The following is a 21,914-nucleotide window of genomic DNA, read 5'->3' as shown; positions in this document are numbered from 1 at the left end:
CCGCAACCGGACCCACCCCGCCTACCCTCAGGAAACCAGCCTTTGCTGTTGCTTCGGCTGTTGCCGTTGTTTCGGCAGGGGCAGGGCGCAGCCCTGCCGAATCCCATTACACTCCAGAAGGATTTCCTGCTGGAGAGAGCAATGAAACGAGTAGTACTGGGCGTGCTGGCCCTGTCGGTGTCGAGCGCACTGATGGCGGCCACCCCGAAATTCGACGGCGCGCGGATCTCCGCCGACGTCAAGGAACTGGCCTCCGACGCCTACGAAGGCCGCTCCCCGGCCACCGCCGGCGAAGAAAAGACCATCGCCTTCCTCAGCAAGCAGTTCGCCGATGCCGGCCTGCAGCCGGGCGGTGACCTCAAGGATGGCAAGCGCCTGTGGACCCAGGCCGTGCCGCTGCGCAAGGGCGACATCGTCGGCGCACCGCAGCTGGCGCTGCACCAGGGCGGCAAGACCCTGCCGCTGGAGCAGGGCAAGCAGATTGCCGTGCGCGCCGCCATGAACGGCGCCAGCAACGTCGATATCAGCAAGGCGCCGCTGGTGTTCCTCGGCTACGGCGTGAAGGCCCCGGAGCGCAACTGGGACGACTTCAAGGGCGTGGACCTGAAGGGCAAGATCGCCGTCGTACTGATCAACGACCCGGACTTCGAGACCGGCCAGGGCGACTTCGACGGCAAGGGCATGACCTACTACGGCCGTTGGACCTACAAGTACGAGGAAGGTGCACGCCAAGGCGCGCTGGGCGTGCTGATCGTGCACGAGACCGCACCGGCGTCGTACGGCTGGGCCACCGTGGCCGGCTCCAACACCAACACCATGTTCGACGTGGTGCGCGACAACCCGGCCGACAGCCACCCGCTGCTGGAAGGCTGGATCCAGCGCGATCTGGCGGTGGAGCTGTTCCGCTCGGCCGGCCAGGACTTCGAGGCGCTGAAGAAGAAGGCGCAGCAGCGCGACTTCACCCCGGTGCCGCTGACCGGCGCCAGCCTGGACGCGAAGTACGCGGTGAAGACCGAAGTGATCACCTCGCACAACGTGGCCGCACGCCTGGAAGGCAGCCGCCACCCGGACGAGACCATCGTCTACAGCGCGCACTGGGACCACATCGGCGTGGGCGAGCCGGACGCGCGCGGTGATCGCATCTTCAACGGTGCGCTGGACAATGCCAGCGGTACTGCCTCGCTGATCGAGCTGGCCCGTGGTTTCGCCAAGGCCAAGCGCCCGGAGAGGTCAGTGCTGTTCCTGGCAGTCACCGCCGAGGAAAAGGGCCTGCTGGGTTCGGAGTACTACGCCACCCATCCGCTGTACCCGCTGGAAAAGACCGTGGCGGTGATCAACATGGATGGCATGGCGCCGTTCGGTCCGTCGCGCGATTTCGGCATCTACGGCGCCGCGCGCTTCGAGCTGCTGGACCAGCTGAAGGACGTGGCCAAGGGCTGGGATATCCGCTACACGCCGGACCCGAAGCCGGAAGCGGGCCTGTTCTTCCGCTCCGATCACTTCCCGTTCGCCAAGCGTGGCGTGCCGGCACTGTCGTGGTCGGCCGGCCAGGACTGGGTGGACGGTGGCGTGGCTGCGGGCAAGAAGGCCTCGGAAGACTACACCGCCAAGCGCTACCACCAGCAGGGCGACGAATGGCAGCCGGACTGGGTGTTCGCCGGTGCTGCCCGCGACCTGGAAGTGCTGTACACGCTGGGCAACCAGCTGGCCAACTCCCGTGCCTGGCCGAACTGGAGCAAGGACGAGTCGTTCCGCGCCGTACGCGACGCCAGCGCCGACCAGCGCGAATAAGAAGCACCGGTAGTGCCGGCCGCTGGCCGGCATTGCTGCGAGGCTTGCGGCGATGACGGGGTGCCGGCCAGCGGCCGGCACTGCCAGAGCCGCTTCCATCCCCGCTTTCCCGCCCTTCGTCGCAGCCCGCTTGCTTGCCCGGCGGGCCGCCCTATGCTCGGCTCACCCCCTTCCTCCAAGGCGCCGCCGTGTTCGCCAGCCTTTCTCTCCTGTTACGTCATCTGCTGGCCTGGGCTGCGGCGCTGTTCGTCGCAGGCATGGTCTGGAGCGGCATCTTCAGTGGCATGAACGATGGCCCGGGCTGGATTTTCGGCCTGCTGGCGATGTTCCTGATCATTTCCGCGCTGGGCAGTGCCATCACCCATATCCGCCGCGTCTGGCTGGTGGCCGGTCGCCTGGATGCCACCACCTTGTCCGGGCGCCAGCGCCGCCAGATCGAACTGCCGATGGACGCCGGCCACGCGTTCTCGGTAGTGGAAGCGGCCATCGCCGAACTTCCCCGCGTGGAGGATGTGGAAAGCTCGGCCGGCAGCCTGCAGGTGCGCGCCTATGTTCGCCGCGTGGATCTCTGGAATGGGCGTCAGCCCTCGCGCTGGAACCTGCCCGCGCGGCTGGCGATCAAGCGCAACAGCGTGCTGGCCACGGTCACCCCGGGACAGGGCACCAGCACGGTCACCCTGCTGTTCGAGCCGGATGCTGGCTGGTGGGCCGATCTGCTGGCGCTGGATGAGGGAAGCAACTTCGAGAACGCCGAAGCGGTCACGCGTGCGATCAGCCGTCGCGTGGCCGACCAGCGACGTGACGAGCAGGCGGCCGCCGAGCAGACCCAGGTGGAAAAGGAGCTGTCGGTGGCGCGCCTGAACCTGCTGCATGCGCAGGTGGAGCCGCACTTCCTCTACAACACGCTGGCCAATGCGCAGGTGCTGACCCGCACCGACCCGGCACGTGCCGAGCAGATGCTCGGCCACCTGATCCAGTACCTGCGCAGCTCGTTGCCACAGGTGGACGAATCGGTCTCCACGCTGGGAGTGGAGCTGGAACGCACCCGCGCCTACCTGGAGATCCTGCGCATCCGCATGGGCGCCCGGCTGGCGGTGGAAGTGCAGGTGCCCAATGAACTGCATGGCGTGCACCTGCCGGCGATGGCGTTGCAGACACTGGTGGAAAACGCGATCAAGCACGGCCTGGAACCCAAGCCCGGCGGTGGCACGATCTGGATCCTCGCGCGTGGTTTCGATGACCACGTGACCGTGACCGTCGCCGACGACGGGCTCGGCTTCGGTCAGGGCACCAGCGGTACCGGCATCGGCCTGAAGAACCTGCGCGAGCGCCTGCGCCTGACCTGCGGTGAGCAGGCCGGTGTGGCGATCGTGGCCAATTTCCCCAGCGGCGTGGCCGCGACCATGACCCTGCCGCAGTCGCACAAGGAGCGCAGCCATGCCGCTTGAGGCACTGATCGCTGAAGACGAAGAACTGCTGCGGCAGTCGCTGGTGGAGCAACTTCGCCGGCTGTGGCCGGACCTGAAGCTGGTGGCCGAGTGCGAGGACGGCGCCAGCGCGCTGGAGCAACTGGCCGAGACGCAGCCGGACATTGCGTTCCTCGACATCCGCATGCCCGGCATCAGTGGCATCGAAGTTGCGCGCTCGCTGTCCGAGCTGAGCCCGCGTACCCAGGTGGTGTTCGTCACCGCCTATGACCAGTACGCCATCGACGCGTTCGAGCAGGGCGCGATGGATTACCTTCTGAAGCCGGTCAGTGACGAACGCCTGCTGGCGACGCGTGAGCGCATCCTGTCGCGGCTGCCATCGACGCGCCAGGATGACGCCGTGCTTGAACGCCTCCTGCAGCGGCTGGGTCCATCGCAGGGTGCTGCCGAGCGCCCGCCGCTGGCCTGGATCACTGCCAGCAACGGCCGCGAGACGCAGCTGATCATGCTGGAAGATGTCGCCTACTTCCGTGCCGACAACAAGTACACCACCGTGGTCACCGCTGCCGGCGAGAGCCTGTTGCGCACGCCGTTGCGCGAACTGCTGGAAGTGCTCGACCCGCAGCATTTCCGCCAGATCCACCGCTCGACCATCGTCAACATGAAGGCCGTGGCGGCGGTCAGCCGCGACGATACCGGGCGGGGCGTGCTGCGCCTGCGTGGCCGAACGGAAACGCTGGTGGTCAGCCAACCGTTCATGAGCCTGTTCCGCGGCATGTAGCCGCAGCCGCATCCCCCCTGCACCGAGGAATGAACATGTCCCGTCTGCTGATTGCGTGCGTTGCCGTGCTGGCACTGGCCGGCTGCGAAAAATCCCGCAACACCTCGATCACCCGCACCCATGCCAACGGCGTGGACACGCTGTACAGCAAGAGTACGGTGGTCGATGGCGAGGCGCGCTTTCAGTGCATTGCCAGCAGCAGTGGCCACTGCCATTACCTGGTGCTGGACCCAGCGTGCAGCACCGATGCCGCGTGCACCACGCCGCCGCTGCGTCGGTTTGCGGTTGCGGCAGGCAAGACCGAGGCCATGCGTGGCCTGCCCGACGGCTTCCGCCAGTGCGTCAGCCAGGACCCGATAGAACACTGCCACCGCGAGTGATCACGGTGGCAGTGTGGATCCCCCCGCTTCGCTGAAGGGTCAGTAGGCAGGCTGCAGCGTCAGCTCGTGATGGTGTTCGGTTTCGCCGACGTGGTTCAGGCGTCCGACCAGCTCCGAGTGCTGCTTCATCCGCCCGATCTCGGTCATGATGCGGATGTCCTCGTGGCGCAGTTCGCGCTTGGTGGTGACCGCCTGCTTGTAGTCCAGCACTTCCGGGTAGTGCTCGGCCAGGTCCAGCGCCTCGGCCACGTGCTCCACGCTGTCGGCCTTGGAACTGATGCGGGCGCGGCTGTTGAAGGCCTTCATCCAGCGCTCGAAGCCGGCTTGCTGATCGAACATGTTGGCCATGAACCAGATCACGAACAGGATCGATACCCATGAGCCGAACACGATCACCACGCGGGTGAAGGTGATATGGAAGTCATCGCGCCACAGGTAGTTGGCGATCAGGCCCAGGATCAGCAGAGAGGCTGCCTGCCAGCCGATGATCGATGCGATCAGCCACTGGCACTTGGCCTGGGCCAGCACCGCCACTTCATCGCGGATCTGCTGCTCGCTGAGGTTGCGCCAGTGCGCCACCTGTTTGTCGAACGGGCTGCTGTAGAGCTCGTTGTCGCGAAGCAGAATTCCCAAACCCTTGAACAAGGCAATCATGGCTGGCTCCTTGTGGAACGTGCGTCGATCAGCATTGGACGGTGTGGCGGGTCCAGTTCTAGCACTTCCAGCGGGCGGTGCAACGGGGGCAATGCCAAGCGGTGCAAGGGTTTGCCCGGCGGGGGTGAAAATTGATGCATTGCATCATCGCGGTCACACCCTGCGACAGGATGTCGCAGGGTGAAACGTGCTGCGGCCGCACATGAAACGGTCGCTGAGCGGGGAGGCTCGCCGCCTGCGCCGTGATCGCGGAGAATCGGGGCCGACCGCGCAAGATGCGACCGTTCTTCCGACTTTCCTGGACCCGTGATGCCGGCTTTGCTGCAGCGACTCTACCGCCCCGTCACCGCGCCGATCCGGCGCTGGGTACTGGACGCCTTCCCGCGCGGCCAGAGTGGCATCGACTACGACCATCCGCAGGGCGACCCGGGCTGGTTCGGCCCGGACAGCGTCACCTGGCGGCTGCACGCCGAATTTCCCTCGATGCTCGCCGGTGGCCTGTGCGCGCTGATGCTGCAGACCCTGCACCCGCGCGCGCTGGCCGGGGTCTACGATCACTCCAATTTCCGTCAGGACCTGGTGGGACGCCTGCGCCGCACCACCGCCTTCGTTGCCGGCACGAGCTATGCGCCCACCGGCGAGGTGGAGGCGCTGGTGGCCAAGGTGCGCCGTATTCATGCACGGATCCGCGGCCAGACCGCGCAGGGCGAACCCTACGCCGCCGACGATCCGCAGTTGCTGACCTGGGTGCACGTGACCGAAGCCTTCGGGTTCCTGCAGGGTTTCCGCCGCTATGGGCGCGAGGTGCCGGGGGACATCGCCGACCGCTACTACGATGAGTACCGCCGTGTGGCCGAGGCGCTGGGTGCAGTGGATGTGCCGTGCAGCGAAGCCGAGGTGGCGGCGTACTTCTGCGCGCGGCAACCGGAACTGCGCGTGGATGAGCGCTCGCGCGAAGTGCTGGAGGTGTTGTCCGGCGTGCGCCTGCCGGTACCGGTGCCGGGGCTGTCGCGCGAAGTGTTTCTGGGTGCAGGCGCGGCGCTGCTGCCGGACTGGGCCGAGGGCATGCTCGAGCGCAGTGGACGCCAGCGTGCGCAGGCGGCAGCTTCAGCGAAGTTGATGCAGGGCATGGCGCCGCTGTTCCGCCGCGCGCTGCCCGATGGCCTGGCCAGCCGCGCCTGCGCGCGGATGGGCGTGCCGGTGGAGATCCTGCGCGAGTGGCCCGCAGTTGCCTGATAGGTGCCAACCTTGGTTGGCACGCGTTGCGCGGTGCCGCAGAAGCGCCAACCAAGGGTGGTATCTACGCGAGCGGGTTCCGCAGCAGATCCATGCCATGCATGGATGCGTGTCACCGCGCCGACTTCAACCCACGCAACAGCAGGTCCAGCGCCGCCGTCGCCTGACGCAGTCGCGCATCACCATCCTCTCCTTCGGCGATCCAGAACGCGGCCTCGGCCAGGCTGCCGTAGATCAGCGACGCCAGCGCCTGCGCATCCACCGGTGCTACCACGCTCTGCGTGATCAACTGTTCGATCAACCGCTGCATCGAGTGCACGCAGTGGCGCTGCGATTCCGGTGAGGCGCCACCGAGCACCGCACGTGCATCGCGCAGCACGATGCGCTGGATCTCCGGTTCCAGCGCCATCTCCAGATAGGCGCGGCATCGCTGCACGAAGCCCTCCCAGGCATCGTCGGCGCTGTCACTGATCGCCTGCAGGCGCTGGTCGGTCTCGGCATCCAGCTGGGCGACCACTGCGGCCAGCAGCCCCTTCTTGTCGCCGAAGTGGTGGTACAGCGCACCGCGGGTGAGCCCGGCCTGGGCGGTCAGGTCATCCATCGAGGTGGCGGCATAGCCATGCGCGCTGAAGACGCGACGGGCGGTGGCCAGCAGGGTGGCGCGGGTTTCTTCCATCTCGGCGCGGGTGCGACGAACCATCCGGAACTCCTTACATACACAATGCATGATTGTTTACATACGGCGCGTATGAATGTAGCCTCTTATTCATACGCTCTGTATGTATTGTCGTGGCGCGCCGTGCGCCAGGCAAGTCGCTGCCCTGGAGATCCTGATGACCACCCCTTACCGCGACCTGTTCGCTGGCCCCGGCACCGCCGGCCTTGCTCTGGCCGGGCTGCTGGCACGCCTGCCGCTGCCTATGACCGGCATCGGCATCATCACCCTGCTGTCGCAGCTGCGCGGCAGCTATGCACTGGCTGGTGCGGTGTCGGCCACCTTCGTGCTGACCTACGCGCTGCTGTCGCCGCAGGTGTCGCGCTGGGTTGACCGCCGGGGCCAGGGCAGGGTGCTGCCTTGGGCCACGGCGGCCAGTGCGGCGGGGCTGGTGTTGCTGCTCGCGTGCACGCTGTTGGCTGCGCCGGACTGGACGCTGTTCATTGCGGCGATGCTGGCCGGTTGCATGCCCAGCGTGTCGGCGATGGTGCGCGCGCGCTGGACCGCGATCCATCGCGGACGCGCGCAGCTGCAGACCGCGTATTCGCTGGAGACCGTGTTCGACGAGGTGACCTTCATCGCCGGACCACCGCTGTCGGTGGGATTGTCGGTTGCGGTGTGGCCGCAGGCGGGCGTGCTGGCGGCAGCGTTGCTGCTGGTGTTTGGAGTGGCCGCACTGGTAATGCAGCGTGGCACCGAGCCGCCGCTGCAGCACCGCGAAGGTGCCGCACCCTCGCGTTCGTTGCTGCGGCAGCCGGAGATCCGCTTGCTGGCGTTGCTGATGCTGGCGATGGGCGTGATTGTGGGCACCGTCGACATCACCAGCGTGGCGTTCGCCGAAGAGCGGGGCCAGCCGCTTGCCGCCAGCGCGGTGCTGTCGGCCTATGCGCTGGGCAGCTGCACAGCGGGCCTGCTGTTCGGTGCACTGAAGCTGCAGGCACCGTTGCCGCGCCTGTTGCTGGCCGGCGCAGCGGCCACCGCACTGACCACGTTGCCGTTGCTGTGGGTGGGCAACCTGCCTGCACTGGCCTTTGCCGTGCTGCTGGCCGGGGTGTTCTTCGCGCCGACGATGATCGTGGCGATGTCGCTGGTCGAACAGCACGTGCCCGAATCGCGCCTGACCGAGGGCATGACCTGGTTGCTGGCCGGATTGAACATCGGCGTGGCGCTGGGTGCGGCGCTGTCCGGCCAGAGCGTCGATGCGGGGGGCGTGCGCAGCGGCTTTGTCGTTGCGCTGTTGGCAGGCGGTGGCGTGCTGCTGTTCGCCATGCTCGCGCAACGTGCACTGCGCCCGTCTGCTGCATCCACATCCCCTGAAGGAATCATCCCGTGAGCGGTTCATCGCCTGCGCACGCCGCGCCTGTGCCCCGCCATCCGTGGTGGGCAGTTTCCGCCGTCGGCCTCGCCACCTTCTCGGTGGTCACCACTGAAATGCTGCCGGTGGGCCTGCTTACCCCTATCGCCGAAGATCTCGGCGCGTCCACTGGTACCGCCGGTCTGATGATCTCGCTGCCGGCCCTGCTGGCGGCCCTGTTCGCACCGCTGGTGGTGATCGCAGCCGGTGGCATCGATCGTCGCCGCATCCTGTGCGCGCTGCTGGGGCTGCTGCTGGTCGCCAACCTTGCATCGGCGCTGGCACCGGGCATCGGCTGGCTGTTGGCCGCGCGCGTGCTGGTGGGGTTCTGCATGGGCGGCACCTGGGCCATCGCCGGTGGGCTGGCAGCGCGCCTGGTACCTGCGCAACGCATGGGCCTGGCCACCTCGATCATCTTCGGTGGCGTGGCCGCGGCATCGGTGCTGGGTGTGCCACTGGGCGCGCTGATCGGGGATGCATTGGGCTGGCGCAGCGCGTTCGTGGCGCTGGCGTTGTTCAGTGCGGCGGTGATGCTGCTGCATCTGCGGGTCGTTCCTGCGTTGCCTGTCAGTACATCGGTGCGGCTGCGGCAGTTCGTACAGCAGCTTGGCCAGCGCGACCTGCGGCGTGGCCTGTGGCTGACCGTGCTGCTGGTGTCCGGGCACTTCATCGCCTTCACCTATGTGCGGCCGCTGCTGACGTGCCTCTCCAGCATGGATGCGTCGTGGATCGGTGCACTGCTGTTTGCCTACGGCCTGGCTGGCATCGCCGGCAACTTCATCGCCGGGCCGCTGGCAGCACGCCATCCACGTGGCACGGTGCTGGCGATCGCATCGGGCCTGATGCTGACGCCGCTGTTGTTCCTGTGGGTGGGAAACACACCGTCCGCTGGCATCGCGGTGCTGCTGCTGTGGGGCCTGGCTTATGGCGGTGTATCGGTGGGCCTGATGAGCTGGATGATGAAAGCGGTGCCGCAGGCCGTGGAGATCGCCACCGCGCTGTATGTGGGTGTATTCAACATCGGCATCGCGCTCGGGGCGTGGGGCGGTGGACTACTGCTGGATGGCATCGGGCTGCACGCCACGCTGTGGGCTGCGGCGGTGTTGGCGGGGAGTGCTCTGCTGATGGTTGCCACCACCGGCAGGTAGATCCGTGCCATGCCAACCAAAGTTGGCTCCCACCGGAGCGGGGCATGTGCCGACCAAGGTTGGCCGCTACCGGGAAATGAAACGGGCGCCTTGCGGCGCCCGTTCCAGTCAGGTCACCACACCTTGACCCGCTTGTCCGGGGCCAGGTACAGCTTCTGGCCTTCCTTCACGTCGAACGCCGGGTACCACGCGTCGATGTTGCGCACGGTGAGTGCGCGGAACTGGCCCGGTGCATGCACATCGGTCAGCAGCGAGTTGCGCAGCGCCTGCTCGCGGCTCTTGCTGCGCCAGGCCTGGGCAAAGCCGAGGAAGAAGCGCTGGTCCGGGGTGAAGCCTTCCAGGGTCTGGCCCGGCTTGCCCTGCAGCGACAGCTGGTAGGCGTCGTAGGCGGTACCCAGGCCGGCCACGTCGGCGATGTTCTCGCCCAGGGTCAGCTTGCCATTCACATGCACGCCCGGGAACGGCTCGTAGCTGCTGAACTGCGCGGCCAGCGCATCGCCGGCGGCGTTGAACTGCTTCAGGTCCTCGGCGGTCCACCAGTTGTGCAGCTTGCCGGTTTCATCGAACAGTGCGCCCGCGTTGTCGAAACCGTGGCTGATCTCGTGGCCGATCACGGCGCCGATCGCACCATAGTTCACCGCGTCGTCGGCGGCGCCGTCGAAGAACGGCGGCTGCAGGATCGCGGCCGGGAACACCAGGCGGTTTTCCAGCGGCACATTCATCGCGTTGATGGTCTGCGGCAGCATCGCCCACTCGCCGTGGTCGACCGGCTTGCCCAGCTTGGCGATGTTGCGCTGGTACTCGAACAGCTCGGCGCGCTGTGCATTGCCCAGCGGGTCATCACGGCGGATCTCAAGGCCGGTGTAGTCGCGCCACTTTTCCGGATAGCCCATGCCCACGGTCAGGCCGGCCACCTTCGCCTTGGCGCTCGCCTTGGTCTGCGGCGACATCCACGCCAGCGCGTCGATGCGCTTGGCGAAGGCGGCAATGATGTTCTTGGCCATCTCGTCCGCGCGTTCCTTGGTCTTCGCGTCGAAGTGCTTTTCGACGTAACGCTTGCCGATCGCTTCGCCCACTGCGTGGTTGGCATCGTCCACCGCGCGCTTCCAGCGGTCGCTCTGCTGCGGCGTGCCGCTCAGCGCGGTGCCGTGGAAGGCGAAGCGGGCATCGGCGAATTTCTTCGGCAGGTAGGCGGCGGCACGGTCCAGCGCGTGGAAGGCCAGGTAGTCCTTCCACACCTCCAGTGGCTCGGTGGCGACCAGCCTGGACAGGCCGGCCACGGCCTTGGGCTGCCAGACGATGAAGTCCTGCTGCTTGCCCAGCGCGGCCGCGTCGAGGAAGGCGTTCCAGTCCATGCCGGGCGCCTTGGCATTGAAGTCGGCCTGGGTCCAGGGATTGGCACCCTTGGTCACATCATTGGTTTCTTCCTGGGTGGCATGTGCCTGCGCGATCTTCGTCTCCAGCGCGAGAATGCGTTGTGCCTTGCCGGCCGGATCGGCGACGCCGGCCAGCTGCAGCATCTGTGCGATGTAGGCCTGGTACTGCTTGCGCAGTTCGGCCATGCGGCCGCCGCCCAGGTAGAAATCGCGGTCGGGCATGCCCAGGCCGCCCTGCACCAGGTAGGGCGCATTGCGGTCCGGCTGCAGCAGGTCCACCGACACCCACAGGCCGAACAGGCGGTCGGTGTAGAAGTTGGTCGCATTGAGCAGGTCGACGTCGGCGCGCACATCGCCGCCCAGGGCGCGTGCCAGGCCGGCCTTGTCGGTGATGGCATCGATCGCCTTCAGCTGCGGCTCCACGGGTGCAACGCCGCGCTGCTCGATGCCGGCCTCGTCCATGTAAGCGGCGTAGTAATCGCCGATCAGCTTGTCGTCACCGCTGGCCTGGGTGTTGCCGGCGGCCCCTTCGAGAATGGCGCGGGTGTCGGCCAGGGTCTTCTCGGCAATGACGTTGAAGCTGCCGAAGCGCGACCGGTCGGCCGGAATCTCGGTGTTCTTGACCCAGGTGCCGTTGGCGAAGCCAAAGAAGTCATCGCCGGCGGCAATGCTGCGGTCCATGCCGCTGGCATCGAAGCCGAAGCTGCCCAGCATCGGCTTGGCCGCAGCGGGGGTGGCATCGGCCGGCGCGGTGGCCGTGGCGGCCGGCTCGGCCGGGCGGTCACAGGCGGCCAGGGACAGGCTGGCAACGATGGCCAGCGCCAGGGTGGGACGGCGCAGCTTGGACATGGACTTCTCTTGCGGCGGAAAACGCCAAGTCTAATCTGCGCCGGCCCGCCTGGCGGCCCTGTGCTGCGTCCTGTGCTGTGCAGGATCTGGCTGAACACGTGGAACCGACCTTCACGCCGTGAGCGACGTGGTGCATGCTGGACCCTGGAACCCTGCGCGGACACGGGGAGGTGGCCATGCGGGGGCGGGTCAGGCGTCAAGAATGGCGTCCACCGGCCGTTGAGGTCGGGGACGTGGAGGATTCGTTCGCGCATGAAGCCAGCCGACTGCACAAGGAACACCCGCCGATGCCCGCGCTGAAACGCGCGTTGGCCCGGCCGCTGCGCGCCATTACCTGGGGCGGAGTGCTGCTGGGCGTGCTGCTGGTCACCGGGCTGACCCTCATGCTGGTCAATGACTACCACCGCCGCCTGGAAGCGGCGCAGCGCCAGAGCCGCGCGCTGGCGGTGGGCAGCGAGCGCCTGCTGGCGCTGGAACTGCGCAACCTGGAGCGGGCCATGTCCGGCATCGCCGCCGACGCCGCCGAGCTGTTCCGCAGCGTGCCGGCGCAGGCGCCGGCCCTGCTGGATGCATCCATCGGCGGGGTGCTGGGCCGGCATGCCGAACTGCACAGCATCGCCGTGCTCGACCGCCATGGCCGACCGCTGACGGCCGGCGAGGGCGACCTGCAGCTGCCGCTGTGGACCGACCCGCAGCGTCGTGGCCAGGGCAGCGCGCTGTACATCGGCCCGCCGCAGCGGGCCAGCGATGGCGGTTGGGTGGTCCCGCTGGCGCTGCCGATGGCCGGCGAACGCTGGCTGCTGGCACGGCTGCGCTGCGGCGAACTGCAGCGCATCGTCGGTGGCCTCGACGTCGGCCCCAAGGGACTGGTCTCGATCAGCGATGCCGAAGGCTACATGCTGGCCCGCGTGCCTGACCCGCATGGCACGGTGGGCCACCGCTATGACCTGCCACGCCGTGACCTGCTCGGCACGCAGGCAGTGGTCGAGCTGGGCAGCATGCCGGGCGTGGTGGATGGCGTACCGCGCATCCTCACCATCAGCACGCTCGAACGCAGTCCGCTGGCGGTGCAGGTGGGCCTGGCCGACGAAGACGTGCTGGCACCGTGGTGGCCCTACCTGCAGGCATCGGTGGCAATCGTACTGGCCTACATCGTGCTGCTGCTGGTGCTGTTGTATGCGGTGCGGCGAACCACCCGCAGCCAGCAGTCGATGGCCGAAGAGCTGAAGGCCGGCCACGCCGAGCTGCGCCTTGCGCACCAGGTCGGGCGTGTCTGCACCTGGTACGTGGACGAGGATGCCGCGCTGCTGCGCTGGTCACCCCTGGCGCGCGAGATCTTCGGCGTGCAGACCGATGCCCTGCCGGTGGCCGACTTCTTCGCACGCGTGCATCGCGACGACGCCGCACGCCTGCAGCAGGCCTTCGACCAGGCCTTCGCCGGCGGCGCGGTGCTCGACCAGGTATTCCGCCTGGTGCTGCCCGGAGGCGAGGTGCGCTGGGTCGGGGCACGTGGGCAGCGGGTGGAAGTGGCCGACAGCGAGCGGCGCATGATCGGTGCGCTGACCGACCTGAGCGAACGCTATCAGGCGCGCGAGCAGATGAGCGAAGTGGAACGCCGCTTCCGCCTGCTGTTCGACCGCAATCCGGCACCGTTCTGGGTATTCGACCCGGACACGCTGCGCTTCATCGAGGTCAACGATGCCGCCGTGCGCCAGTACGGCTACAGCCGCGAGGAGTTCCTGGCGATGAGCATCCTCGACATCCGCCCGCGCGAGGGCTGGGACGAGGTGCGTGGTGCCATCCAGCGCGCACAGGTGGGCGATCCTCCGGACGCGACCGTGCGCCTGCACCGGCGCAAGGACGGCAGCGTGTTCGAGGTGCGCGCACACCTGTCCAAACTCGATTTCGACGGACAGCCCGCGTGCCTGGTGCTGGCCGAGGATGTGAGCGAACGGTTGGCCTACGAGCGCGACCTGGCCTACCAGGCACGGCACAACCCGGCCACCGGCCTGCTCAATGTGCGCGCCCTGACCGAACAGCTGGATGGGCAGGGCGAGGGCTATACCATCGCCTTCGTACAGCTGCGCGGCCTGCAGCTGGTGGCCGATACGCTTGGCCGCGAGATCGGCGATGCGGTACTGCAGTCGATGGCGACCCGGCTCGGGGGCCTGGGCGCGCGCTATGGCACGCTGGCGTTCCAGCCGGCCGAAGATTTCGTCTTGGCCATCGGTGCCGGGCACGATACCCAGCGCGTGCTGGACGACCTGCTGCAGATCGTGTCGGCGCCGATGCGCGGCAAGGACTCGCTGCACCAGTTCGAGCCGCGTATCGGCGTGGCCGTGCATGTCGCCGGTGACGGCCATGGCGCCGAACAGGTGATCGGCATGGCCGCGCAGGCCGCGCACGCGGCGCGTGCCGAGGGCAACGTGGTGGTCTGGTTCGATGCGGCGGTGACCACGCGGCTGGCCGATCGGTTGCGCCTGGCCGGGCGCATCCATGCCGCCATCGACAACGAGTTCCAGCTGTACTTCCAGCCGATCCGGCACGCCAGCGATGGCAGCCCGGCCGCGCTGGAGGCCCTGCTGCGCTGGCCGCAGGCCGATGGCAGCTTCATCCCGCCCAACGAGTTCATCCAGCTGTGCGAGGACACCGGGTTGATCCTGGCGCTGGGCCGCTGGGTGATCCGCGCCGCGGCGAAGGCGCAGCGCCGTCTGGTCGACGCCGGTTGGGGCGAGCTGCCGATCGCGGTCAACGTGTCGGCAGTGCAGTTCTTCAACAGCGACCTGGTGGCCGAATTCACCCGCGTCCAGCAGGAGTTCGGACTGGCCCGCGGCGCACTGCACGTGGAGCTGACCGAGAGCAGCCTGATGCGCAAGCCGGCGCAGGCGATGCAGACCATGCAACGCCTGCACGAGCAGGGCATCAGCGTGTCGCTGGATGATTTCGGCACCGGCTATTCCAGCATGTCCTACCTGCAGCACCTGCCGCTGGACATCCTGAAGATCGATCGCAGTTTCGTCGCCGACGTGGAAACCAATCCGCGCAACGCCTCGATCTGCCGCGCATTGCTGTCGCTGGGCCACAGCATGGGCCTGACCATCATTGCCGAAGGCGTGGAAACACCGGGGCAGCTGGACTGGCTGGCCGCGCACGGCTGCGACCAGGTGCAGGGCTACCTGCTGGGGCGGCCGGCACCGCTGGAGCGGATCATCGACGCGTTGGATGAAGTCCCCGCCTGATCGGGTTCGTATTTGCCGGCCAGCGGCCGGCACTACCCGGCCGAAGCATGACGGTAGTGCCGGCCGCGGGCCGGCAGGCACCAGGTTCGGCTACACCCCGGCTTCGACCAGATGGTCGATGAAACTGCGCACCTTCGGTGCCAGGTGGCTGCGGCTGGTATAGACCGCGAAGATGCCGATCGGGGCGGCCTCCCATTCGGGCAGCACGCGCACCAGCCGGCCATCGGCCAACGCGTCTTCCAGCAGGAAATCCGGCTGCAGGATCACGCCCATGCCGGCAATCGCCGCTTCGCGCAGCACGTCGCCGTTGTTGGCGTGCAGCAGGCTGCTTACCGCCACCTTCACTTCACCGCCGGGCCCCTGCAGCGGCCAGTTGTTGCCTGCGGCCCAGTAGCTGTAGCTCAGGCATGCGTGTGCCTGCAGCTCCTGCGGGGTCTGCGGGGTGCCGTGTGCGGCCAGGTAGGCCGGCGCGGCGCACAGGCTCACCCGCGATTCGCCCAGGCGGCGCGCGATCAGCGTGGGACCGGGCTCGCGGGTGATGCGGATGGCCACGTCGTAGCCTTCCTCGACCATGTCCACCAGGCGGTCGGACAGCGCCAGGTCCAACTCCACCTGCGGGAAGCGCTGGCGGTAGCTGGCCAGCAGCGGGCCGAGGCGGGCAATGCCCCAGCTCACCGGTGCGTTGATGCGCAGCGTGCCCGAAGGCTCCAGCGCCTGCGCGCCGATACTGGCTTCCAGCGCGTCGAATTCGGCCAGCAGGCGCACGCACTGGGCGTAGTAGGCGGCGCCGGCACTGGTCGGGCTGACCCGGCGCGTGGTGCGGTGGAGCAGGCGGGTGGACAGGCGCTTTTCCAGCGCCGCGACCTGGCGCGTGACGCCGGCGGTGGACATGTCCAGGGCCTGGGCGGCGGCACTGAAGCCGTTGCGCTCGACCACCGCCACGAACACGCGCATCGCTTCGAGGGTGTCCATTGTTGCGCCTTGTGAAATAAATACGGTCAAACGATCGTATTTATCAGTCCGTGAAGGCGCAATAACCTGTGCCCGCTCCCTTCAAGGTGCTTTGCCATGCACACCACGACCGCTCCTGTTTCGCCGCTGGCGCCGTATGGCGCCACCCTGCTGCGCCTGGCTCTGGGCGTGCTGTTCCTGGTCCACGCACTGACCAAGCTGCTGGTGTTCACCCCGGCCGGTACGGCGGCGTTCTTCGAGTTTCTGGGCCTGCCCGGCGTGCTCGGCTACCTCACCATCGGCGTCGAGCTGGTGATCACCGTCGCGCTGCTGCTGGGCATCTACGCACGCTGGGTGGGCCTGGTCGGCGTGCCGCTGCTGCTGGGCACCATCGTCACCGTGCACGGCGCCAACGGCTTCGGTTTCGCCAATGCCGGCGGCGGCTGGGAATACCCGGCGTTCTGGGCGCTGGCGCTGGTGGTGCTGTTCCTGGTCGGCGATGGCAAGTGGACCCTGCGTTCGCGCTGATCGCCGCCTGATCCTGCAACTGGAGAATTCCATGTCCCGCCTGCCTTCGCTGTACATCTCCCATGGTTCGCCGATGACTGCCCTGCATCCAGGCCAGGTTGGTGTGCGCCTGGCCGAGCTGGCGCGCGACCTGCCCACGCCGCGCGCCATCGTGATGGCCTCGGCGCACTGGCTGGGCCGGCAGCCGCTGGTCGGGGCGCATCCGCAGCCGCCAACCATCCACGATTTCGGCGGCTTCCCGCGCGCGCTGTTCGAACTGCAGTACCCGGCGCCGGGCGACCCGGCACTGGCCGAAGAAGTGGGCGGCCGCATCGCCGCCGCAGGACTGCCAGTGGCCATCGACCCGCAGCGTGGCCTCGACCACGGCGCGTGGGTACCGCTGCGGCTGTTGCGCCCGCAGGCCGACATCCCGGTGGTGCCGGTGTCGATCCAGCCGCTGCTCGGCCCCGAGCATCAGTTCGCGCTGGGCCGCGCGCTGGCACCACTGCGCGAACAAGGCGTGCTGCTGGTCGGCTCGGGCAGCATCACCCACAACCTGCACGACTGGGGCGACTACCAGGACGGCAAGGAAGCGCCATACGTGCGGCCCTTCATCGAGTGGGTGGAGCAGCGGCTGGCCGCTGATGACCGCCAGGCCCTGCTGGATTACCGCCGGCAGGCGCCATTCGCCGAGCGCGCGCACCCGACCGACGAACACCTGCTGCCGCTGTTCTTCGCGATGGGCGCGGCCGGCGAGGGCGGCTTCGGTGCGCGTCGCATCGATGCCGGCATCGACGCTGGCTTCCTGGCCATGGACCTGTACCGCTTCGACGGGGCATGAGCCGGGGCTGACGCGCGACGGCCCCGGCCGTCGCGGTCGTGGCCGCATGTGGTAGTTTTTTCCGGGTTTCCGGCGCTGGCCTTCAAGCCGCCCCACGCGCCGCTTCCTGGAAGAAGCATGCATACCATTGAAGTCGTCCTGGCGATGCTGGTGGCCGTTGTCGCCAGCGGCTACCTGGTTCGCGTCCTGCCGTTCTCGTTGCCGCTGCCGCTGGTGCAGATCGGCCTGGGCGCGGTCATTGCCGGGGTATTCAACCGCGGCCACGCGCTAGAGCCGGAAGTGTTCTTCCTGCTGTTCCTGCCGCCGCTGCTGTTCCTGGATGGCTGGCGCATTCCCAAGCAGGGCCTGTTCCGCGACAAGGGCGCGATCCTCGAACTGGCGTTCGGCCTGGTGGTGTTCACCGTCATCGGCGCAGGCTTCCTGATCCACTGGCTGATTCCTGTGATGCCGCTGGCGGTGTGCTTCGCGCTGGCGGCGATCGTGTCGCCGACCGATCCTGTGGCAGTGGGTGCGATCGCCTCCAAGGCGCCGATTCCCAAGCGCCTGATGCACATCCTGGAAGGCGAGTCGCTGCTCAACGATGCATCGGGCCTGGTCTGCTTCCGCTTCGCGGTGGCTGCGGTGATGACCGGCACGTTCTCGCTGGCCACGGCCTCGCTGACCTTCGTGTGGGTGGCCGTGGCCGGCCTTGCGGTGGGCGTGGCGGTCACCCTTGGTGTGTCGACCTTCCAGCGCTGGCTGTGGCGCCGCTTCGGCGAGGAGCCGGGCGCGGCGATGCTGGTCAACCTGCTCATTCCGTTCGCGGCCTACCTGCTGGCCGAAGAGATCCACGCCTCCGGCATCCTCGCCGCGGTCGCCGCCGGTATCGCGATGAGCTACGTCGAGCTGACCGGCCGCGTCTCCGGCAGCATGCGCGTGCAGCGTGCCGGGGTCTGGAACATGCTGCAGTTCAGCTTCAACGGCATCATGTTCGTGCTGCTGGGCGAGCAGCTGCCCGGTATTGTCGAACGTGCCACCACCACCATGAACGAGACCGGCCACCAGAGCGCGTGGTGGCTGCTGGTGTACGTAGTGGTGATCAACCTGGCGCTGGTGGTGCTGCGCCTGCTGTGGGTGTGGCTGTCGCTGCGCTGGAACCTGCTGCGCGCGCGCCGCCGCGGACTGGAGCGGGGCGAAGCGCCGAACTGGCGCATCGTGGTGGCGACCTCGGTGGCCGGCGTGCGTGGTGCGATCACCCTGGCCGGCGTGTTGACCCTGCCGCTGTTCCTGCCTGATGGCAGTGCGTTCCCGGCACGTGACCTGGTGATCTTCCTGGCCGCCTCGGTGATCCTGTTCTCGCTGCTCGGCGCCAGCATCGCGCTGCCGCAGCTGCTGAAGGGCCTGCAGCTGCCGGCCGATTCGGGTGAACGCAAGGAAGAGGACCTGGCGCGCCGGCTGTCGTCGAAGGCGGCGCTGGCCGGGGTCGAGCGCATGCGCCAGCAGCTGGTGATGAACCAGAACACCGAGAACGTGCAGCTGTACAACGATGCCGCCTCGCGGGTGAGCCTGCTGTACCAGCGGCACCTGGAGAAGGACAACGACGGGCCCGACGTAGACCCGGAGAAGGTGCGGCGCATGGAGCTGGGCTACCGCCAGCTGCGCAGCGCCGGCCTCAACGCCGAGCGCGAGGAACTGTTCCGGCTGACCCGGCGCGGGGTGATCTCCGATGAGATCTCGCGGCGCCTGATCCGCAACCTGGACCTGCTGGAATCGCGCAAGCGCGAATGACCGTGTACCCCGGGTGGGTACGGACCTCGGTCCGCGTTGATCGGGGTCAGATCCCTTTCCGCAGGAAAGGGATCTGACCCCAGGATCGGGGAGCCGTGCTTATTCCGGCTTCTGGTCCAGGAAATACACCTCGACTTTGCCCTTGACCTTGATCGTCATCGGGTTGCCGCGGCGGTCACGGGCCTTGCCGGCCTGCACGCGGATCCAGCCTTCGCTGACCGAGTATTCCTCGACGTTGTCGCGCTCGATGTCGTTGAAACGCACGCCAACGCCGCGCTCCAGCGCCTGCGCATCATGGAAGGGGCTGGCCGGGTTGATCGCCAGGTGGTCGGGAGGGGTATCGCTCATCGCTTCATTCACAGTGACGGCCACCAAGGCCGGCTTCAGCGGCACAGGATAAACCGTAGAATGCCGACCTGCCCCAGAGGACGTTCCGCCATGCCCGACAACAGCGACTATTTCGACTTCGAGGAAGACATCCACGACTTCGACGAGGAGGGCTTCGAGGCGCGGGTCTGGAACCTGCTGGTGCTGATCAACCCGGGTGACGAAGAGTTGGCCCTGCAGCAGTTCAACCGCTGGCGCGAGCACCTGGCCGAGGACGGTCAGCCGCTGGAAGCGGACAGCGACTGGCTGCCGGCGCTGTTCACCGCCATCGCCTGGCAGTCCGGTTTCGATGTGGAGCGCGAGGACCTGGAGTCGCTGCAGTCGGCGGTGAACGAGCTGTCGGCGCGCTTCAACCTGCAGCTGGACTGGGGTGGCGACCTGGACGACGAGGACTTTGCCGAAGGCCTGGACGGCGTGCAGCTGATGGCCACCGCCTTCGACCGCCTGCGCGAGCACAACTACACGCTGTGGAGCGTGGATGCCGGCAGTGATGGCTTTACCGGGGTGATGGCGCTGACCCGCGACGATGACGCGATGCTTGCGCTGTGCTCGCTGCTGAACGTGGAAATCCGGCTGGGCAGCGACCCGTTCTGATCGGGCCTGTAGAGCCGAGCCCACGCTCGGCTGCATTTCGCGTAGAGCAGCCGAGCATCGGCTCGGCACTACAGGAGGCACACGGCAGCCGAGCCTACGCCCGGTACTGCGCCCGGGCGTTGGCAATCACCGCCTTGACCAGCTCGCGGTCGGTGTGCCGTGAGATCGCCCGGGCGCCGAGCGCAATGGCCTGTGCGCGCAGCCCGGCAGTGACATCGTAGTGGGCGCCGCTGGCCTTGTTCTGGAAGGCGCGCGGTGGAATGCCGAGCTGCGCGGCCATTGCGTGCAGCTCGGCCAGGGTGTCGGCCATCAGGTGCGCCCAGCGCTGTCCGCGCCAGGGATGCACTGCGTCATCGACGTAGACCGTCACCGCCGCGGCCGGTTCAGGCCTGCGGCTTGCTGTCGCTGTCAGCGGCCGGGGCGGCCTCGGCGTCGGCAGCAGCTTCAACCACATCGCCTTCGGCGGCTTCTTCGCCTTCTTCGGCTTCCACGGTCTCGAACTCGGACACCAGCTTGTCCAGGTATTCGTCGGCGGTCTGCTCGGATTCGGCCGCCAGGGTGTCCAGCAGCTTCTGCAGCAGTTCGGAGTACTCCAGGTTGACCTTGCGGCCTTCCTTCTCCTGCACGTTGGCCAGGTGCTTGAGCATGGCCAGCATCGGCACCGGGTTCTCGGCGTTGCCCATGGTCTGGCCGCCGATGGCCAGCAGCCACTCGCGGCCCTGCAGGCCGATGGCCGCCACCACCTGGCCGTCTTCGTTGGTCAGCACGGCATGGTTCTGCACCTGCTGCTGCGCGTTCAGGCGGAGGAACGGGCGCTTGCCCTGCTGCTTCTTGCGCTTGTCGCGCTTGGCCTTGGAGTTCTGGGACATGGGGGAGAGATCACCTGGAAACGGAAAGACCGCCATTGTAGCGGGTGCGGCGTGGTGCGCTCGCCCGGCATGGCCCTGTGGATTCGGACCAAGGCGCGCACCCACAGCTTATTCCGCTTGCCCCTGCGCGGCCTGCACGTCCGGGTCGGCGGTGGGCGCCGACAGCCCCACCTGGGGGCCGGCACCCGCCAGCGCTGCCTCCTCGGCGGCCTTGGTCATCACCACGATGCTGATACGGCGGTTGATCGGGTTCTGCGGGTCGGCCTTGTCGAACAGCACTGACGAGGACAGGCCGACCACGCGGGTGATCTTGCTGTCCTCCAGGCCGCCGTCCACCAGTGCACGGCGCGCAGCGTTGGCGCGGTCAGCGCTCAGTTCCCAGTTGCCGTAGCCGCGCGCGGCCGAATAGGCGGTGATGTCGGTATGACCGGTCAGGCTGATCCGGTTCGGCACGTGGTTCAGGTAGTTGGCCAGCTCGTGCAGGATCTGCTGCGTGTACGGCTTCAGCGTAGCGCTGCCGAGGTCGAACATCGGCCGGTTCTGCTTGTCCACAATCTGGATGCGCAGGCCTTCCGGAGTCAGGTCCAGCAGCAGCTGGTCCTTGAAGGGTTCCAGTGCCTGGCTCCGGCTGATCGCTTCCTGCAGCTCCTTCATCAGTGCTTCCAGCTGCTGCTTGTCGCGCTGCTGCTGGTCAACCGGTTGCGGCACCGCTTCCTTCTGGTTCTGGAAGGGATCGTTGCTGCTGCCGCGCGAGATGTCGGTGGCACCGCCCAGCTTGATCATCGATGTGCTGGCGCCGCCCGGGCCGGCCATGCCGGGTGCCGGCGTGGCACTCTGCCCGCTCAGCGGGCTCGGGTTGCGGAAATACTCGGAAATGGCGGCCCGGTCGTTCTTGTTGGTGGTGGCCATCAGCCACAGCACCAGGAAGAAGGCCATCATCGCGGTCACGAAGTCGGCATAGGCCACCTTCCACGAGCCACCGTGGTGGGCGGCGTGGCCGGCCTTCCTGACCCGGCGGACGATGACGGTGGGCTTGTTCTCGGCCATG

General features: G+C 67.6%; 20 protein-coding genes. 12 read left to right on the top strand and 8 right to left on the bottom strand.

What is annotated here, in order from left to right:
* The first annotated feature begins 141 nt into the window (after window positions 1-141).
* The 4 genes from BN1263_RS09575 to BN1263_RS09560 all read left to right on the top strand — a co-directional run bounded on the left by BN1263_RS09575 (window position 142) and on the right by BN1263_RS09560 (window position 4,379).
* Window positions 142-1,791: a M28 family metallopeptidase gene (locus tag BN1263_RS09575; RefSeq protein WP_058980726.1), complete on the top strand. Its 1,650-nt coding sequence runs from the start codon at window positions 142-144 to the stop codon at window positions 1,789-1,791.
* Between the two features lie 188 nt (window positions 1,792-1,979).
* Window positions 1,980-3,239 carry a sensor histidine kinase gene (locus tag BN1263_RS09570; RefSeq protein ID WP_021204365.1) on the top strand — a complete coding sequence of 420 codons (1,260 nt, stop codon included), beginning with the start codon at window positions 1,980-1,982 and terminating at the stop codon, window positions 3,237-3,239.
* The gene (locus tag BN1263_RS09565; protein WP_058980720.1) at window positions 3,229-3,999 is read left to right on the top strand and encodes a LytR/AlgR family response regulator transcription factor; all 771 of its coding nucleotides are present in this window, start codon (window positions 3,229-3,231) and stop codon (window positions 3,997-3,999) included. Before BN1263_RS09570 ends, BN1263_RS09565 begins: the two co-directional genes overlap by 11 nt.
* 35 nt (window positions 4,000-4,034) lie before the next feature.
* A complete protein-coding gene (locus BN1263_RS09560; protein ID WP_031270794.1) occupies window positions 4,035-4,379 on the top strand; it encodes a hypothetical protein in 345 nt (114 codons plus the stop codon).
* 39 nt (window positions 4,380-4,418) lie between these two features.
* On the opposite strand, the gene BN1263_RS09555 is transcribed toward BN1263_RS09560, so the two are convergent.
* Window positions 4,419-5,033: a hypothetical protein gene (locus BN1263_RS09555; protein WP_021204368.1), complete on the bottom strand. Its 615-nt coding sequence runs from the start codon at window positions 5,031-5,033 to the stop codon at window positions 4,419-4,421.
* A gap of 309 nt (window positions 5,034-5,342) precedes the next feature.
* Here BN1263_RS09555 and BN1263_RS09550 point away from each other — a divergent pair, with 309 nt between their 5' ends.
* Complete coding sequence (locus BN1263_RS09550; RefSeq protein WP_058980717.1) at window positions 5,343-6,269, top strand: oxygenase MpaB family protein; 927 nt, start codon at window positions 5,343-5,345, stop codon at window positions 6,267-6,269.
* A gap of 112 nt (window positions 6,270-6,381) precedes the next feature.
* On the opposite strand, the gene BN1263_RS09545 is transcribed toward BN1263_RS09550, so the two are convergent.
* Window positions 6,382-6,969 carry a TetR/AcrR family transcriptional regulator gene (locus tag BN1263_RS09545; RefSeq protein WP_058980715.1) on the bottom strand — a complete coding sequence of 196 codons (588 nt, stop codon included), beginning with the start codon at window positions 6,967-6,969 and terminating at the stop codon, window positions 6,382-6,384.
* 133 nt (window positions 6,970-7,102) lie between these two features.
* Here BN1263_RS09545 and BN1263_RS09540 point away from each other — a divergent pair, with 133 nt between their 5' ends.
* On the top strand, window positions 7,103-8,317 hold the full coding sequence (locus BN1263_RS09540; protein ID WP_058980713.1) for an MFS transporter: 1,215 nt from the start codon (window positions 7,103-7,105) through the stop codon (window positions 8,315-8,317).
* Window positions 8,314-9,486, top strand: a complete 1,173-nt coding sequence (locus BN1263_RS09535) for an MFS transporter (protein ID WP_058980712.1) — start codon at window positions 8,314-8,316, stop codon at window positions 9,484-9,486. Before BN1263_RS09540 ends, BN1263_RS09535 begins: the two co-directional genes overlap by 4 nt.
* A gap of 113 nt (window positions 9,487-9,599) precedes the next feature.
* Here BN1263_RS09535 and BN1263_RS09530 read toward each other — a convergent pair whose 3' ends face one another.
* Window positions 9,600-11,711, bottom strand: coding sequence for a M13 family metallopeptidase (locus BN1263_RS09530; protein ID WP_021204370.1), 2,112 nt, complete (start codon window positions 11,709-11,711; stop codon window positions 9,600-9,602).
* 176 nt (window positions 11,712-11,887) lie between these two features.
* Between BN1263_RS09530 and BN1263_RS09525 the strand changes: the two genes are divergently transcribed.
* Window positions 11,888-14,950, top strand: a complete 3,063-nt coding sequence (locus BN1263_RS09525) for a bifunctional diguanylate cyclase/phosphodiesterase (protein WP_058980711.1) — start codon at window positions 11,888-11,890, stop codon at window positions 14,948-14,950.
* A gap of 90 nt (window positions 14,951-15,040) precedes the next feature.
* Here the strand turns inward: BN1263_RS09525 and BN1263_RS09520 are convergent, their stop codons facing one another.
* Entirely contained in the window at window positions 15,041-15,922 is an 882-nt protein-coding gene (locus BN1263_RS09520) for a LysR family transcriptional regulator (RefSeq protein WP_058980710.1), read from the bottom strand.
* A 96-nt stretch (window positions 15,923-16,018) separates the two neighbouring features.
* Here BN1263_RS09520 and BN1263_RS09515 point away from each other — a divergent pair, with 96 nt between their 5' ends.
* The 3 genes from BN1263_RS09515 to BN1263_RS09505 all read left to right on the top strand — a co-directional run bounded on the left by BN1263_RS09515 (window position 16,019) and on the right by BN1263_RS09505 (window position 19,016).
* Window positions 16,019-16,429 carry a DoxX family protein gene (locus BN1263_RS09515; RefSeq protein ID WP_058980708.1) on the top strand — a complete coding sequence of 137 codons (411 nt, stop codon included), beginning with the start codon at window positions 16,019-16,021 and terminating at the stop codon, window positions 16,427-16,429.
* 31 nt (window positions 16,430-16,460) lie between these two features.
* Entirely contained in the window at window positions 16,461-17,249 is a 789-nt protein-coding gene (locus BN1263_RS09510) for a dioxygenase family protein (RefSeq protein ID WP_058980706.1), read from the top strand.
* Window positions 17,250-17,366: 117 nt separating this feature from the next.
* Entirely contained in the window at window positions 17,367-19,016 is a 1,650-nt protein-coding gene (locus BN1263_RS09505; protein WP_019660908.1) for a Na+/H+ antiporter, read from the top strand.
* Between the two features lie 99 nt (window positions 19,017-19,115).
* Here BN1263_RS09505 and BN1263_RS09500 read toward each other — a convergent pair whose 3' ends face one another.
* Complete coding sequence (locus BN1263_RS09500; RefSeq protein ID WP_026347120.1) at window positions 19,116-19,364, bottom strand: DUF3297 family protein; 249 nt, start codon at window positions 19,362-19,364, stop codon at window positions 19,116-19,118.
* 90 nt (window positions 19,365-19,454) lie between these two features.
* Here BN1263_RS09500 and BN1263_RS09495 point away from each other — a divergent pair, with 90 nt between their 5' ends.
* Window positions 19,455-19,997, top strand: coding sequence for a DUF6630 family protein (locus BN1263_RS09495; protein ID WP_019660910.1), 543 nt, complete (start codon window positions 19,455-19,457; stop codon window positions 19,995-19,997).
* Between the two features lie 94 nt (window positions 19,998-20,091).
* On the opposite strand, the gene BN1263_RS09490 is transcribed toward BN1263_RS09495, so the two are convergent.
* The 3 genes from BN1263_RS09490 to motB all read right to left on the bottom strand — a co-directional run bounded on the left by BN1263_RS09490 (window position 20,092) and on the right by motB (window position 21,913).
* On the bottom strand, window positions 20,092-20,367 hold the full coding sequence (locus tag BN1263_RS09490; RefSeq protein WP_058980704.1) for a DUF4031 domain-containing protein: 276 nt from the start codon (window positions 20,365-20,367) through the stop codon (window positions 20,092-20,094).
* A 13-nt stretch (window positions 20,368-20,380) separates the two neighbouring features.
* Window positions 20,381-20,866 (bottom strand): hypothetical protein, encoded by a 486-nt coding sequence (locus BN1263_RS09485; protein WP_058980702.1) that lies wholly within the window; start codon window positions 20,864-20,866, stop codon window positions 20,381-20,383.
* Between the two features lie 108 nt (window positions 20,867-20,974).
* Window positions 20,975-21,913, bottom strand: coding sequence for a flagellar motor protein MotB (gene motB, locus BN1263_RS09480; RefSeq protein WP_019660913.1), 939 nt, complete (start codon window positions 21,911-21,913; stop codon window positions 20,975-20,977).
* Between the last annotated feature and the right edge of the window lies 1 nt (window position 21,914).

Origin of the sequence: Stenotrophomonas thermophila (assembly GCF_001499715.1) — a bacterium.
Classification (GTDB): Bacteria; Pseudomonadota; Gammaproteobacteria; order Xanthomonadales; family Xanthomonadaceae; genus Stenotrophomonas; species Stenotrophomonas hibiscicola.
The sequence above is the reverse complement of the archived record's forward strand: the minus strand, read 5'-3'. Positions and strand labels throughout refer to the sequence as shown.